Consider the following 15,012-nt stretch of genomic DNA (forward strand, 5'->3'; position numbering starts at 1 on the left):
TTTATAATTAGTAAAAAAAATAGATCATGAAATATCCTTTAGAAAAAACAGAACAAGAATGGAAAGAACAATTGGGAGAAGAACGTTACAGAATTCTTAGACAAAAAGGAACAGAATATCCTCATACGGGAACTTATAATTTACATTACGAAAAAGGAACTTATTGTTGCGGTGCTTGCGGAGAACCTTTATTTGAAAGTAATTCAAAATTTGATGCACATTGCGGTTGGCCTTCATTTGATGAATCCATTCCTGGAAAAGTAAAATACATTTCAGATGTTTCTCATGGCATGAAACGTACTGAAATCTTGTGCGCTAATTGCGGCAGCCATTTAGGACATGTATTTGATGACGGACCTACAAAAACCGGACAACGTTATTGCGTAAACTCTTTATCAGTAGACTTTAAAGAATAGTATGATGGACTTATTTGGAAATTCTACTGATTGGACTGAAAAACTAAAACCTATCCTAACGAAATATAAAGGACAAAAACATCCGCTGGAGTACCATAATTTATACCAACTTATGGTTATGGTGGTACTTTCGGCTCAGGATTCTGATGCTAATATCAATAAAATTGCTCCTGCTTTATTTGATGCATATCCAAATATGGTAAGTTTAGCCGTTGCTAATGAGGAAGCATTATTTCCGTATATTTCTGAAGTGAGGAATTTTGGAACCAAAGCAAAATGGCTTTTGGAAATAGCGAAAACTGTTCTAAATGATGCAAATATTCCATTGACAATGGAAGGTTTAGTTGCATTACAAGGAATTGGAAGAAAATCAGCTAACGTAATTATGCGAGAAGCAAAAATTCCAGCAGAGGGAATTATAGCCGATTTACATGTTATCAGAGTGGCACCCAGAATTGGATTAATCTCAGAAACCAAAGACGGAATTAAAGCCGAAAAACAGTTGATGCAAGTGCTTCCAAAAGAAATCTGGGGAGAAATTGGGATGGCTATTTCTTTTTAGGAAGAGAAATTTGCCGCCCACAACCTAAATGTCCTGAATGTCCTATTAACTCGATTTGTAAGTATCATAAAAAAATAAAAGGGTAAAAAGTGAAATACTTATTACCCTTTTAAAATATCTTTTATAAAAAAGAAGGCTTAAAGTTAGGTCTCAAACGCTTTTTAGACGCTTGTTCATAAGCAAATCCTAAACCTATTAATTCACCTTCTGTATATGGTTTTCCAAAAAATGACAACCCAACAGGCAAATCATAAGCCAGTCCACAAGGAACAGTAATATGTGGATAACCACTTGCCGCAGCTGGCGAAGTCAATGAATAACTGCCCCAACGATCGCCGTAAATCATATCAATACTGCATGACGGTCCCATAGTTATTCCGCAAATAGCATCTAATTTATTTGCTTTAAAAACAGCATTTAAAATACTTTTACTTCCTTCAAAACTCGCAGTCAATGCTTCTGTATATTTTTTATCATCAAGTCCTTTTTTTGCATTAGAACTCTCCAATGTTTCTTGTCTAAAATACGGCATTGCTTTATCTTCATTAGCGCTATTGAAATCAATTACCTCTTTTAAAGTTTTAACTTTTGCATTGGCTGTAGCCAAGTAGCTATTCAAACCGGCTTTAAATTCATACTGCAAAACTTCAAATTCAGCCTGACCTGCAGCATTAATTTTATCTAAATAATCGATTTCAACAATGGTAGCACCTTGCTTTTTGAGCAGGTTTATAGCATCAGTTAAAAGTGCGTTAATATATTTATTATTTCCCTGTGGTTTTTTCTCAATACCAATACGTTTGCCTTTCAAAGCATTGGCATCTAAAAACGTTGTGTAATCCGTCTGTGATTTTCCTTTACTTTCGAGAGTTACTGAATCATCTTCGTCAATCGCCGTTATTACTGCTAGTAAAATAGCTGCATCAGTTACCGTTCTCGCCATTGGACCGGCCGTATCCTGCGTTTTTGATATTGGAATAATTCCAGAGCGGCTAACCAAACCTACTGTCGGTTTAATACCCACAATTCCATTTACCGATGCTGGACACACAATAGAACCGTCGGTTTCAGTTCCAACAGCAACTACACAAAGATTCGCTGAAACTGCAGCTCCTGATCCAGCACTTGAACCACATGGATTGTGATCTAAAATATAAGGATTTTTAGTCTGGCCGCCTCTGCTGCTCCATCCTGAACATGATTGGGTCGAACGAAAATTAGCCCATTCACTTAAATTTGTTTTTCCAATGATTATAGCTCCGCCTTCTCTGAGTTTTTTTACCACAAAAGCATCTTTTGAAGCAATATTCCCTTCCATTGCAAGAGAACCAGCCGTTGTTTGCATTTTATCTGCAGTGTCTACATTGTCTTTTATTAAAACAGGAATTCCATGTAAAGGTCCTCTGATTTTGCCTGTCTTGAACTCTTTATCCATTGCAACTGCAATAGCAACTGCATCAGGATTAATTTCGATAACCGAATTCAATTTTGGTCCAGAAGCATCAATAGCTTCGATGCGTTTCAAGTACAACTGAACTAATTGTTCCGAAGTATATTTTCCAGAAGTTAATTTCTCCCTTAAACCCCCGATTGTTTCTTCGTCCAATTCAAAGGCTTCATTAGTCTCTGCGACCGATACTGATTCTTCTTCCTTTTTCTTTGTATTTGAAGTACAACCTGTAATCAAAAGTGTGGTTAAACCTGCTGAGGCAAGTGTTGCAGTGGTTAAAAAAGATCTTCTTTTCATAGGTTAAATCATTAATTTGGCTAAAAATTTGCATAATAGTGCTCTAAAGTAGTTTTTTTTCGCTAAAAACAATACGCTGTTAATTGGAACAAATGTTAAAGTTTAGTTTGTGTGCTGAGTGGAATAAAATTAAAAATTCATTAACATAGAAAAAACGCAACTTAAATGGGAATCAAAATTGAATGATAGATACCCATATAAATATAGCCTCTGTGATTTATTATTTAAAGTCTTCTCTGAATTACTTTTTAAAATATGCTAAAAATATATTTACAACTCAAACCAAATAGTTTCTTGGAATTATGTGTTCTCCTATCTTTTTTCACTTTTTCTCAAGTTTTCAAGCAATAAATTAATAATTTAGAAATTATTTTTTTTTAACAAGTTTATCCTTGTAAATCACTTTATAAATACCGTTTAAATAACTGACTTTAAATAAAAATAGATGATTTCGCAAACGAGTATTTTTTAATGTCTTTTTTACTGCTACCAAGTTTCTTATATTTGCTGACTTTTGCAATATGTAACGCTTTAAAATAGGCGAAACCTCAATCCATTGGTAACACAATTATTTTTTGTGATAATTTATTACAAAATATTGTCCCTGATTGCCTGAGTTTAGTTAGCAATCTAAATTTACCAATACAGAATATCGTTCTAAGGAACGCTTAAAATTATAACATATATGACAAACAATATTCTTATTGAAAATCAATATAAAAGAACCAGTTTATTTGAAAAAGAAAATGTGGACTATTTAGTTCGCATTTTAAAAAGATTTAATACCGTACCAAAGATAAATAACATCAATATTATCACGTCAACCAGCGCGCCTACTATTTTCAAAATTATCCCTAATAAATCAATTATAATTGGTTCCTCTTTTTTGAATAAACCCATTTTAGCTTTAGTATATTTAAGATATGGAATCGAATGGCAGCTATGGTATAAAGCTTTGAATATCGAAAAACAGGATGTGGTTTTATGTGATATTGCAGCTCTTGAAGTAACGCGGATATTTTATAATTTACTGCCTAAAGATGATAAAGAAAAATTAGAAAATCTTGATTATGTTTTAATTAATTTAATCAAAAATGATATTGATTTAAGTACTGAATCTTCATTACTAAACGACGAGCTTCAGTCTTTTCATGGTATGAAAAATTCTAACATTGAACTCAAAGAATCTTGGAAACCTATTATCGAAAATCTTGCAAAACCCACAGAATACATGTTGATGTCTGGCGGAGATCTTAGATTGAATATCGACGAAATTCATTTGCTAAACAAATACGGATGTCGTCCATTCCCAAGACCTGATGCATTTACTTTTGCTTCATCTACAGCTTCCAGTGTTTCTAATTTTGCTTTTGATAAGACTGATAAAGTGAGAAGCATACTAATTAGAAATAGCTTGAAAAATGGTTTTAAAAATACTACTATCGAGTTTTCTGAATTGCTAAAAAACAACCTTAGAAAAATATTCAAATTAAATGAGGAATGTGAAATAATTTTTTCACCATCAGGTACTGATTCTTCACTTCAAATAGCAGCTATAACCCAAATTATTTCCGATAAAGAAATTACACATATTTTGGTTGCCTCTGATGAAACTGGCAGTGGTGTAGCTGCGGCATTAAAAGGATGTCATTTTGAAAATACTACTGCTTTAAATTATCCAATTAAAAAAGACACAAAAATTGAAGGTTTTAGAGATGTTGATTTAATTCAAATTCCTTTTAGAGATCAAAATGGCGCATTAAAACCTTCTGATCAATTAGATAAGGAAGTATTTGATGCCGTTATTAAGACTAAAAATCAAGGCAGGCACATAGTATTGCATACTATGGACCAATCAAAATTAGGATATCAATCTCCCAGTGACGCATTTATTAAAAAACTAAATACACTTGAAGATTTATCAATTCAAATAATTGTGGATGGCTCACAGCTAAGATTAGACCCAAAAGACATACAAAATTATTTAAACAAAGGATATATTGTTACCATAACAGGGAGTAAGTTCTTCACAGGACCTCCATACTGCGGTGCCTTAATTTTGCCTAAAAGTGTCAATAAATTAATTCATTCTGTAAAAAACACATTACCCAAAGGCTTAACCCAATATTATAATCATTCGGATTGGCCATCTTCCTGGTTTTGTTCCAATGAATTATCTGACGGCTATAACTATGGTTCTTATATGCGCTGGAATGCTGCCGTTGTTGAAATGGACAGATATTACAAAACACCTATTTTATATCGAAATATGGGTATTGAAATGTTTTGCAATTTTGTAGATGACTCCATAAAAGAAGCTGCTTTTTTACAGCCTATTTATGGGGATGAAACAAAAACGAAGAGTTACAACAGTAAGGAATTTGGAATACGAAACATCCGTACCATTTTTCCTTTCTTTATTTTTAAAAACAATGAAGTCTTATCTGTTGATAAAGTAAAGAAATTATATACTTTATTGAATTCGGATTTATCAGATCAATTTGAAGGTTCTTCTTTAGAAATCATTCGGCTTGCTGCGCAAAAATGTCATATTGGTCAAGCAGTGAACGTAAAATATACTACAGAAATTGAAAGCGCTATTTTAAGAATTAGTTTGGGTGCCAGAGTTATTTCTGAAAGTTGGGTTAATAGAGATATTAGCCTCTTTTTTAGAAACATAGAATTACAAATGAGTCAGATCACAATTACTATTAAAAAAATTGAATTGATACTTAATAATCCTGAATTATTGGATTAAATAAAAAAATATTCTTCTTTATGTTCCATAAAAAAATTTCCCCTGTGACTGCACCTAAAAGTTTAGACAAATTTATAATTAATTTTGATATTAATGGGCTCGATATGTTATTGGGCTCATTTGGTTTAAATTTGACTTAATTCGATCGTTATTATAATAATTTAATACTCCTCTATTTCTTTTTTTAATTGTTCTATTGATTGATACTTTTTCAAGTAATATAATTCGGACTTTGTATTCCGATGAAATTTTCAATTATTGCATTATCTAAACAATTTCCCTTTCTTGACATACTTTGTATTATTCCTTTTTCTTTTAGTAAGTATTAATATTGTTTCATTTGATGTGACCATTCTTGATCAGAATGTAAAACTAGATTAGTGTTGTTTGATATTTTCTTATATGCCTTCGTCAACATCATTACCACTTGATTGAATACTGGTCGTTCTGCTAGCTCATAACTCATTATTTCCTTGATTATATAAGTCGATTATTGGCGATAAATATAATTTGTTTCCTGCAATATTAAATTCAGTTACATTAGTTGCCCATTTTGATTTAGTGCTGTTGCTTTAAAATTTCTTTCTAATATGTTTGCAACAATTTTACCTTATTCTCCTTTATACTATTTGTACTTTTTTACTTCAAAAATGCCTTTTAATACCAATAAATTTATCAATCTAATAACGGTTTTATGATTGATAATTATTCCCTTTTTTGTATCTCATCCGTTATTCTTCTGTAACCATAGCGCCCTTTATGTCTTTGATAAATGGCTTTAATTAACTCTTTAATTTCTTTGTATTTATCAAGTAATTTATTCTGCTTTTGATGATAATAAAAACTACTACGTGCCATTTTTGTTAGATCTAGAAGTAATTCTAAATCAAATTTATGCCCTAACTCCATTATGGCTTGCGCTTTTTGGCTTTCTCTTCGGCTTGAATTAAGGCTTTTAACTTTTTTTAAATAATCAAGTTCACAGCGTAATGCTTCATTTTCTAAAAGAAGTTCTTCTTCTTTGGTTAATGGCTTGTCTGATTTATTTTTTTACGTTTTAAATTACTCGTAGATTTTTCTCTGCCTTTTGCTTTTGAATGTGGTGCTTCAATACCAAAGTTAGCAAAATCTTTTTTCCATTTTAAAATAGTAGATTCTGAAGGAATATTAAATAACAAACACGCTTCTCTTAAAGATAATTGATTTTTGGATAATGCTTTTAAAACATTTACCTGAAAATCAATGGTATAAGTCTAATTCCTTGCTCATTGCAAAGCTTTTTGACCATGCTTTTTAAATAAACTTAACCATTTTTGAACTTGGGATTTTATTATTTCTTTTTGTTTCGATACAACACCACATGATTGGTCTTTGTTTAAAACTAATTCTACACATTCTAATTTAAATGTATAATCATATTTTACTTTTCTTTCCATAAAAAATGCCCCAAATAGTGTCTAACTTTTTGGGGCATGTCCATCAATACCAACGCATTAAAAATAATACTGAAATTAAGTGCAAATTTAGTTTGGAAACATCAAAACAGTTTTTATATTTGCACCCGGTTAGCACAACAAGTAACACTTGTTAAGTCTTGGGGAGATACTCAAGCGGCCAACGAGGGCAGACTGTAAATCTGCTGTGCAAACTTCGCAGGTTCGAATCCTGCTCTCCCCACGATTGAGAATTCATTCAATCTCAAAACCCGGTAAATCTTATGATTTACTGGGTTTTTGTTTTTCTGACAACTTCAAAATATTCATTCAATCTTAAATCTTAAGGGGCAAAATCGAGACCCTAGAAAAAATTCAATTCTAGGGTCTCGCTTAATCTTCTTAAGGCTTGCAAACACTGTACTTCCAGCCTGTTCATTATGCTGTTCAAAAGATGTACATCTTGTTTGTTATTACTCAGTAATATAAATTGAATAATAATTAAAAGGTCACCACTATGAAAACAAAAATCACTTTACATTTTTATGCAAAAAGTACAAAAATGAATGTTAACGGCAATTTGCCTATTTATGTTCGGTTAACCATTAATGGCGAACGAACTGAATTTAGTTCTAAAAAATTCATAGACAAATCAAAATGGTCAACGGAGCTAGCGAAAATGAAAGGGAACACGGAAGAAGCCCGTTCAATAAATAGTTATCTCGATATGATGAGGTCAAAGGTTTTAAGTGCCGAAATGGACTTAATTCATAAGGACGAAGATGTATCTCTCCAAAACGTACAATCAATAATTAAAGGATTGTATAAAAACCATAGAACACTTATTCCCATATTTCAGGATCATAATGACAAAATGAAAGAATTGGTCGGGAAAAAGTATGCATATGGAACTCTGCAGCGCTTTGAGGTTACTTTAAATCATATTCAAAATTTCCTGTTGTGGAAATATAATTGACCTCCCCTTTCAAATAATGACCAAGCCAATCCTGAATTTTATAGGTCAAATCAATCTGATTTTTAGGATTAAAAAAAATATGACCATCATTAGGATATACCAACATAACATGCTCTTTTTGCAATCTCCTCAGTGCCGCATAAAAAGTCGCTGCCTGCCTAGGCTGTACATTCTGATCTAATACACCTGCCCAAGTCAGTAAAGGAGTTGTAATCGATCTTGCGTTAACTAAAGGAGAATTGCGATAATATGCTTCACGATTCTCAAAAAAAGAAAATCCCATTCGATACTGTTGGTTCTCATACCGCCACCCATCCATGGTATTGTAGTCAGTATTTATAGTAAAATAATGCCCCAGAGTGTCCGAAACTCCGTTGCCACTTATGGCCGTTGCAAACATGGAAGTCTGAGTGATGATAAAATTGGTCTCATAAGCCCCAAATGAATGCCCCATCAACCCTATTCTTCCGGCATCAGCTATTCCCATTGCAATGACTTTTGAGGCTGCCTTTGTCACACAATCTACAGCAGAAAATCCGGTATTGCCTTTCTCAAAAGCAATATCTGGTAAAAGAACAGCATATCCGTTGCTAGTGAGATTCGTTATATTAAAACCCAAAGTATTGTATTGTGTAGGATTGACATAATTGTTGACATCACGTGATACTATTTCATAAATATAAACCACCATGGGATATCGTTTGGTCGAATCATAACCTGCGGGATAAAACAAAGCCCCGTTCAAAATCCTGCCTTTACTATCGGTGTAATGAATCATTTCTGATTTCCCCCATTGATACAATTCATGATGAGGATTACTTTGCACCAAAACTGTAGCCGGTTTATCAATACTGCTTCGAAACATCAAGCTGGGAGGTCGATCAAAGCGTTGCGTAACATAGACAAAAGCATCCAGCGCTTTGGTCTTTTGTAATTTACTGATAGAACTAGTATCCATCACAAGAGACACCACACCCTTTTTAGGATGTAAAGTGTAGTATCCAGTTGAGCCTCCATATAAATCAAGTACGGTAAGCAAAAGGCTTTTTGAAAGGTCATATCTAAAGATTCCTTTTCCTTTATAATTAAAATCATGTCGATCTGAAAGGGCTGAAACATCAAAACGAAAACGCAACTGCTTTTCTTTACCATCGGTCAGGCGTTTTCGTACCAGTCCATCAGGAGAAATGGCCCAAATATCATGATAATCATAATAAATTCCCCATTGATTGTCTATAGTCCAGCCGGGCTGTCCCCACACATTCAATTGGTTCCCAGGATCAGTGGCACTGTTATCCCATGATACATCAAGTCCCTTGGTGACATTAGTATGAGTTTGCTGTTTTAGATCATAAACCCACCAATTACTTTCTTTATAATAGTTAATATACCGTCCATCCGGCGAAATACCCATGTGATTAATAAGACCCGAATGTCCCTTTAAAAATAATTCCCGTTTACCGGTTGCAAGATGTACCAGATAATAATCCATATCGGCAATCCACTTATATTGTGGATTATACTGCAAAGGGTCAGCCACAAGAGCATAATCTTGATTACCGCTCAACATCACCCAGCGCTGCTCCGCAGTACTGATTTGATGCACAATAGCCCTCTTAGGATACCAAACAGCGAGGTATTGTGGATACTTTACTGTAGCAGATAACTTTCGGTCGGGAAATATCATTTTGTCTTTTGCATGCCAAATTTCCACTGCATCTGCTGACATCCTATTAGGTTTGGATACTTCAGCCGATATCCCGAAAAATACCTTTTCTCCATCTCGTGATAGGGTTAATACTGTGTGCAACAATATAGACCACGCCATTTACGGTCGTTTTTCCGTCTTTTATGGTTTTTGAGCAGTTTATGCTGCCGTTATTTAATTTAGATATGAAATTTTTTGCTGCCATGAATAAAGCTTAGTTGTTTTGACTAAGTCATTTTTATAACCCAGCCCGTGCCTTTTCTTCGGCAGTAAGATTATTATATTCTATATTCCCTTTAGCATTTGGTTGTTTCCAATTAAGGTTTACTAAATAAATTACATACTCCTCAAATGTTTTGCAATTACTACAAGAACCAAAAGTACCATCATTACCATTACGAGCTTCCATTCTGATAAATTCAGAATCATTAATTTTATAAGTTCCTTTCTTGAAAGTATCATCCGATGGTATTTCAATTAAATACCCGCTAAAGATTTCGTCTATGGCTATTTGTTTCATTTTTTCGAAACTCAGCGGTTTGTGAATGTCGTCTTGATAGTATTCACGAGGGAGTACAATAGTTGGGCCACGTGAAAAATACCATTTTGCTTTTATTTTAGCTCCATAAAAAAATTTAATATCATCTTGAACACATTTTTTTTCGTAGCATGGAATTAAAAGAGCACCAAAGAATTTATCTTTTTTTGAATTAAAACATAGTAAAGAATCTAACTGATATGGTTTAAATATGTAGCATTTTAGATTATTAACTACCCAATTTTCAATCGTATCATTTGCTTCTTTATAAATTTTATAATATTCCTTTTCACCTATTAATTTCTTCGAGTAAGAAAAGTAAAGCATTCTTTTCTTACTCGTTTCTTCTGCTTCTTTTTTTGCTTTTTCAGCCTGTTGCTCTTTTGTCAATTCCCTTTTACAAGAAACTAATAAAAGAGATAATACTAATAAAAAGATCTTAGTTTCTCGGTATAACATGTCCCTCTTGATTTTGTCTATTAAATATCCATTCATAATTCACTACGGAGTGGCTTTGGGTAAAGCCTAATTGTTCGGGTTTTCGCTCTTTTATCGGGATATAGATTCTTTTTAAAGGATCAATTTCCTTAATAGCACACTGAGGCGCCACACCATCTTGTATTTCTATTGGGTTTTCATTGGTAGTTCTTTCATCGCTCCCATATTGCCAAGTTCTATTGCGAATGTTACTGGGTAAAGTACCCGAGCAAGGATTTTCGGGAGCGAGTACGTAATAGTTCCCTATCTCGATACCTTCTTTTTGTAAAACTTCAATCATACCTAAGCTGTAGGCAAAGCCCATACTGTGTGCTACAATATCGACCACGCCATTTACGGACATTTTTCCTTCTTTTATGGTTTTAGAGCAGTTTATGGTGCCGTTTTTTAATTTATCGATGAAGTTTTTTGCAGCCATTTTTCCAGCTTCTTTTCTTTTTTCAAAACCACCTAAATTAGGGGCAATGTTAAGATAGGGTTTAGACACAGCTGTGGTGCATTCTAGGGCAACTGCGGTGGTGAAATTACCTCCTAAAGCACCTAGTGTATTGAGTACTACAGCAAGTTTTTTCTCTACACTGGCTAAACTCTTAACAAAATTACACGTAGTTTCGTGATTACTGGTGTCGATATCCTTATCTCCATCAGCATAAATAAGATGGCTTTTACTGTTTATGGCCGTTGCAAACTTATCGTCTATAGTACCCCAATAATCTAGTTTGTCATATTCAAAAACTTCATTAGTATCATCCGCTATTTTGGCAGGATCGTATCCGTTTACGAATAAAATAAAATTGTCACTTTTTAGATTCATCAAATAATTGTACATAAATTCAACTTGTTCCTTATCTACATAAATTTGAATTTTACCATCGATATCCAAACCAAACAAAGCGCCATACATATTCTTGCTTTGTATTCTTGTAATTTTCCCCTTTGGATGAACCTCCAGATTCGTATTCTGAATTTCTAACTGAATAAAATCGTATTTCATTCCTTCGAGGGTTACATTTGTTTCTGCCATAGCGTTGGCAATTTTTGGCAAATCACTGCTCAATATATTCACATCCAAATCTACTGCCTTTTTTATTTTAGCCAGAACATTCAAGATTTCGTTCGGATTTGTATTGCTTTCTTTCTCATTCGAAAGTGGTATTTTATTACAGTCTTTAGCTTTATTAAAGACATCAGTTGGTTGAATAATCAAATTAGGATTGTCAAAATTTATTGTCTTTCGTAAAGCTAAAGCGTAATTACATGAATTACCCACTTGTTGTATGACTAATCTAAAATTTTCTTTGGCATTCGTATTGTTAAAGGCATTCGTATACGGAATAGCTATCCCTTTGGTATAAAATCCATCTTTAATAAACTGGTAGTCTTTACCGTTAATGTTAAAAGCATAGAGTGTTCCATTTGGGAAATTACCGTTATTAGCACTTGTAATAATGATGCAATCGCTTTCCAATTTTCCGTCATTTGTTTGAAATCTAAAAGGTTGATGGTTTGGCATTAAATAATTGTAACCAGATGCAATTTGCTCCCCCGCACTACTCCCCTGAGTAAACTGATACAACTGCAACCCTGGAGCGTGCATAATCTCCCAATCGTTGTGGTTTAATGCAGTTCCTGTTCCATAGTCCATTAATAAATCGGTAATAACAGTGGTTTTGTAATTCGTAAATGGGTGTTGCAACCCAAAAACGCCATGCCCAAGCTCGTGTGCTAAGGTACGAAGTTTTTTATCCTCAGACTGGGAAAACACAAAACCAAACTGTCGTTTGAGTGGCATAAAGCCCGATACATCTGGTTTACTTGCATGAACTTTAGTAAAAAACACATAATAAGTGTCGTTTTTATAATTAGTTCCTAATTGGGTTTGGAAATCGTTAGTAATGGTTTGCTGTCCATTGGTATAAGTATTGAGCAAATCACTGTCTCCAGTTTCTATGCTAGTGCCCCAACTGTCTTCTATATCAGCTTTTATAGTACTAACCTCAAATTGAATTCCTGATTTACCGTATATGCTATTAAGGTATTCTTGAGCTTGGCTTTGTGTTGGTGTTTCGCCACCATTAAGTCCTACCAAAGTAACATTTACTTTTTTGGTAGTCATGTGCCACATATTGAATGTACCTGCAATGTCGTATTTGGCGGTTACCTTTACGCTGTCTTTTTGAACAGGAGGTCTTACCGTTGCCAGTATCGATTCTTTGGCAAAATCTAAAGTTCTTTTTAATGGAAGCGTTGCTACATTTCCTGACCAGACAGGTTTGATTTCGGTACCGTTTTCGGTTTTAAATACGATATCGGCAGTTGTTTTTCCGTTGCTGAATGTCGCTTTTGCAGTTACATAGTCTTCTGCTTTTGGCGCATCCGATATGACTTTGTAATGTACATAATAGCTAGTGCCATCCTTTTTAGGAATGATATCGTAGGTGTTATTAAGTTTGGTGTTGTCCTTAAGTTTAGGATCTTGGTTTGGGTTTTCATCCAAGCTATAGAAACCTGCACCTGCTGCAAAGGTTATAGTAACATCTGGAGAGGAAATTTCTTTGATATTGCCGCCAGATCCCATTCCGTTTGTGTTTTGGGGAGTAGGTACACCCCCGGGAGCTGCTTTTCCAGTAGATTTGATTTCTCCTGCTGGCGCATTGGGAGAAACAGCATATTGGTTACCATTTCTGTCGGTGATTATTACATCATTTGCTGTTTTTGGTTGGATATTAACAGCACCATTTGTACCTGTTATTGTTAGAGTACCATCAGGGTTTTTTACAACACTTTTAATTTCAAACTGTACATCAATAGGAATAACAGTTCCCGTATCGCCCATTATATCATTAACGAGTTTATCCCCATCTACCATACCACCCCAATCCGGGTCATAACTCGCTACAATCTCCCCTGAAATCAACTTAAAATCGGTGTTTACCCCAATATTGTTGAATGTAATCCTGATACGGGAGAATTTACCTATATTTATTTTACCGCCACCCAAGGCGTCAGCAGCGTCAATCAATTCTTTAAATTTTTCTAGAAACCGTAGCGTTACATACCCATCACCAGAGAACGTACCATTGCTTCCCGTACTGTGCAATACTACGATAGGAAAATCACCCGCGGTAACTACATCATTAGGAAAAAGATCCGGCAATGGAGTTTTGTTCGCTAAGTCTTTTGGGTCGGGCTTTATTCCGCATCCCGCAAAAGCGATTTCGTCATTGGCCAAGGTTGTAAATTCATAAATGCTACTGTGAACATATTTACCTAAATCACAGGATGCCCCTACGGTATATTCGTAGGTTGCGTTTGGTTTTAGGTTACTAATCGTTATATTTTCTCTTGGGGTAACCAGGTCGTACCACTTAGAATCCGCATTTTTTTCGCGGTATTTTACCTGGTAATCATAATTAGCTACGTCGCCACTCCAAGTGATTTTTGCTTTATCTTGACTGACACCGTCTGTAGTTATACCAACTGGTGCCGTGCAAAACACCTCATAAGTAAAAGCATAGATTTCGCTATAACCGTTATTCTTAAAAACACCAATTTCCTCGGCACCAAAAATGGCTTTTGCCTTTACGCGCCAGGCGTAGCGTTTTCCGGGAATCAATTGGGGTTCCGTAATACTGTATTGCAAAGTGGTGCTGCGGGTAGTGGTGGTATAAAGTGCTGGCGAATAAGCAAAAGCGTTTTGTACCGGGGTGTATTTATCCCATATTTCCACTAAAGAGAATTCATATTCTACATTACTCACATTGATTTGGCGTGGTGTCCAACTAAATACAATATTCTGAATGTTTTGCTGCATGATTGAAGCATCGTTCAAAGGCAGGTTCAAAAACGGGGGGTCGTTCTGGAAAATAATGGTGGTCACACTTGTTTTACGAGACAACTTTTTGCCCGTGGCAAAGTCATACACTTCTACCGCAAACGTATAAATGCCCTCCGGCAAAGCCTGAGCATATTGATTGGGATTGATTCCTAACATATTCTGAAATTCAAAATAGGGAGCCAACTCGAGATTGGTTAATTGCAAAGGGAATCCTCCTTCTAGGTATAAAGGTCTTGCACCTACCACAAAATCATTGGTTACCAAAGAAATTCCATTGCCTTGAAAATAGCATTTTAACCTTATTTGTCGGTTCGAAATGGTTAAATCATTAAGAACAAGCTGTATTTTTATGGGGCTGTTTATGGTAGTAGCATCCGCATAATTACTCAAGTATATTGGCGAGGGCTGCGTCAGTTGCGTACTTATGGTAACGGGGTACGTTTGTGCAAATCCGGTAAAGGTTACAAGCCAAAAGCCAAGAGCCAGTAATAGGTGTAGTTTTTTTATCATTTTGGGTAATTTAAAGGCAACTATTTTT

Annotated in this window: 11 protein-coding genes and 1 tRNA gene; 5 read left to right on the forward strand and 7 right to left on the reverse strand. The window is 34.7% G+C overall.

Translation table 11 applies throughout. The features are described from left to right. Window positions 1–26 precede the first annotated feature (26 nt). Window positions 27–416, forward strand: coding sequence for a peptide-methionine (R)-S-oxide reductase MsrB (gene msrB, locus AC0J6S_RS13630; protein ID WP_113633934.1), 390 nt, complete (start codon window positions 27–29; stop codon window positions 414–416). A gap of 1 nt (window position 417) precedes the next feature. Further along, complete coding sequence (locus AC0J6S_RS13635) at window positions 418–978, forward strand: endonuclease III domain-containing protein (protein ID WP_474954308.1); 561 nt, start codon at window positions 418–420, stop codon at window positions 976–978. A gap of 121 nt (window positions 979–1,099) precedes the next feature. Here the strand turns inward: AC0J6S_RS13635 and AC0J6S_RS13640 are convergent, their stop codons facing one another. Beyond that, entirely contained in the window at window positions 1,100–2,725 is a 1,626-nt protein-coding gene (locus AC0J6S_RS13640; RefSeq protein WP_474954309.1) for an amidase, read from the reverse strand. A 685-nt stretch (window positions 2,726–3,410) separates the two neighbouring features. Here AC0J6S_RS13640 and AC0J6S_RS13645 point away from each other — a divergent pair. Further along, window positions 3,411–5,483: a hypothetical protein gene (locus AC0J6S_RS13645; RefSeq protein WP_474954310.1), complete on the forward strand. Its 2,073-nt coding sequence runs from the start codon at window positions 3,411–3,413 to the stop codon at window positions 5,481–5,483. 325 nt (window positions 5,484–5,808) lie between these two features. On the opposite strand, the gene AC0J6S_RS13650 is transcribed toward AC0J6S_RS13645, so the two are convergent. The 3 genes from AC0J6S_RS13650 to AC0J6S_RS13660 all read right to left on the reverse strand — a co-directional run bounded on the left by AC0J6S_RS13650 (window position 5,809) and on the right by AC0J6S_RS13660 (window position 6,727). Next, window positions 5,809–5,949, reverse strand: a complete 141-nt coding sequence (locus AC0J6S_RS13650; RefSeq protein ID WP_474954311.1) for a hypothetical protein — start codon at window positions 5,947–5,949, stop codon at window positions 5,809–5,811. A 239-nt stretch (window positions 5,950–6,188) separates the two neighbouring features. Beyond that, window positions 6,189–6,392, reverse strand: a complete 204-nt coding sequence (locus AC0J6S_RS13655; RefSeq protein WP_474954312.1) for an IS3 family transposase — start codon at window positions 6,390–6,392, stop codon at window positions 6,189–6,191. A 116-nt stretch (window positions 6,393–6,508) separates the two neighbouring features. Continuing rightward, window positions 6,509–6,727 (reverse strand): helix-turn-helix domain-containing protein, encoded by a 219-nt coding sequence (locus AC0J6S_RS13660; protein ID WP_474956369.1) that lies wholly within the window; start codon window positions 6,725–6,727, stop codon window positions 6,509–6,511. A 352-nt stretch (window positions 6,728–7,079) separates the two neighbouring features. On the opposite strand from AC0J6S_RS13660, the gene AC0J6S_RS13665 reads away from it, so the two are divergent. Together AC0J6S_RS13665 and AC0J6S_RS13670 are read left to right on the forward strand one after the other, a co-directional pair. Beyond that, window positions 7,080–7,160 (forward strand) — tRNA-Tyr (locus AC0J6S_RS13665). 273 nt (window positions 7,161–7,433) lie between these two features. Beyond that, a complete protein-coding gene (locus AC0J6S_RS13670; protein WP_474954313.1) occupies window positions 7,434–7,892 on the forward strand; it encodes an Arm DNA-binding domain-containing protein in 459 nt (152 codons plus the stop codon). On the opposite strand, the gene AC0J6S_RS13675 is transcribed toward AC0J6S_RS13670, so the two are convergent. From AC0J6S_RS13675 to AC0J6S_RS13685, 3 genes are all read right to left on the reverse strand, one after another. After that, window positions 7,846–9,306, reverse strand: coding sequence for an alpha/beta hydrolase family protein (locus AC0J6S_RS13675; RefSeq protein ID WP_474954314.1), 1,461 nt, complete (start codon window positions 9,304–9,306; stop codon window positions 7,846–7,848). The two genes, AC0J6S_RS13670 and AC0J6S_RS13675, sit on opposite strands and share 47 nt — an antisense overlap. A gap of 532 nt (window positions 9,307–9,838) precedes the next feature. Next, a complete protein-coding gene (locus AC0J6S_RS13680) occupies window positions 9,839–10,528 on the reverse strand; it encodes a hypothetical protein (RefSeq protein WP_474954315.1) in 690 nt (229 codons plus the stop codon). 49 nt (window positions 10,529–10,577) lie between these two features. Beyond that, window positions 10,578–14,984, reverse strand: a complete 4,407-nt coding sequence (locus AC0J6S_RS13685) for a fibronectin type III domain-containing protein (RefSeq protein ID WP_474954316.1) — start codon at window positions 14,982–14,984, stop codon at window positions 10,578–10,580. Window positions 14,985–15,012: the final 28 nt, after the last annotated feature.

This window comes from Flavobacterium sp. TS_SC_5 (assembly GCF_056156265.1).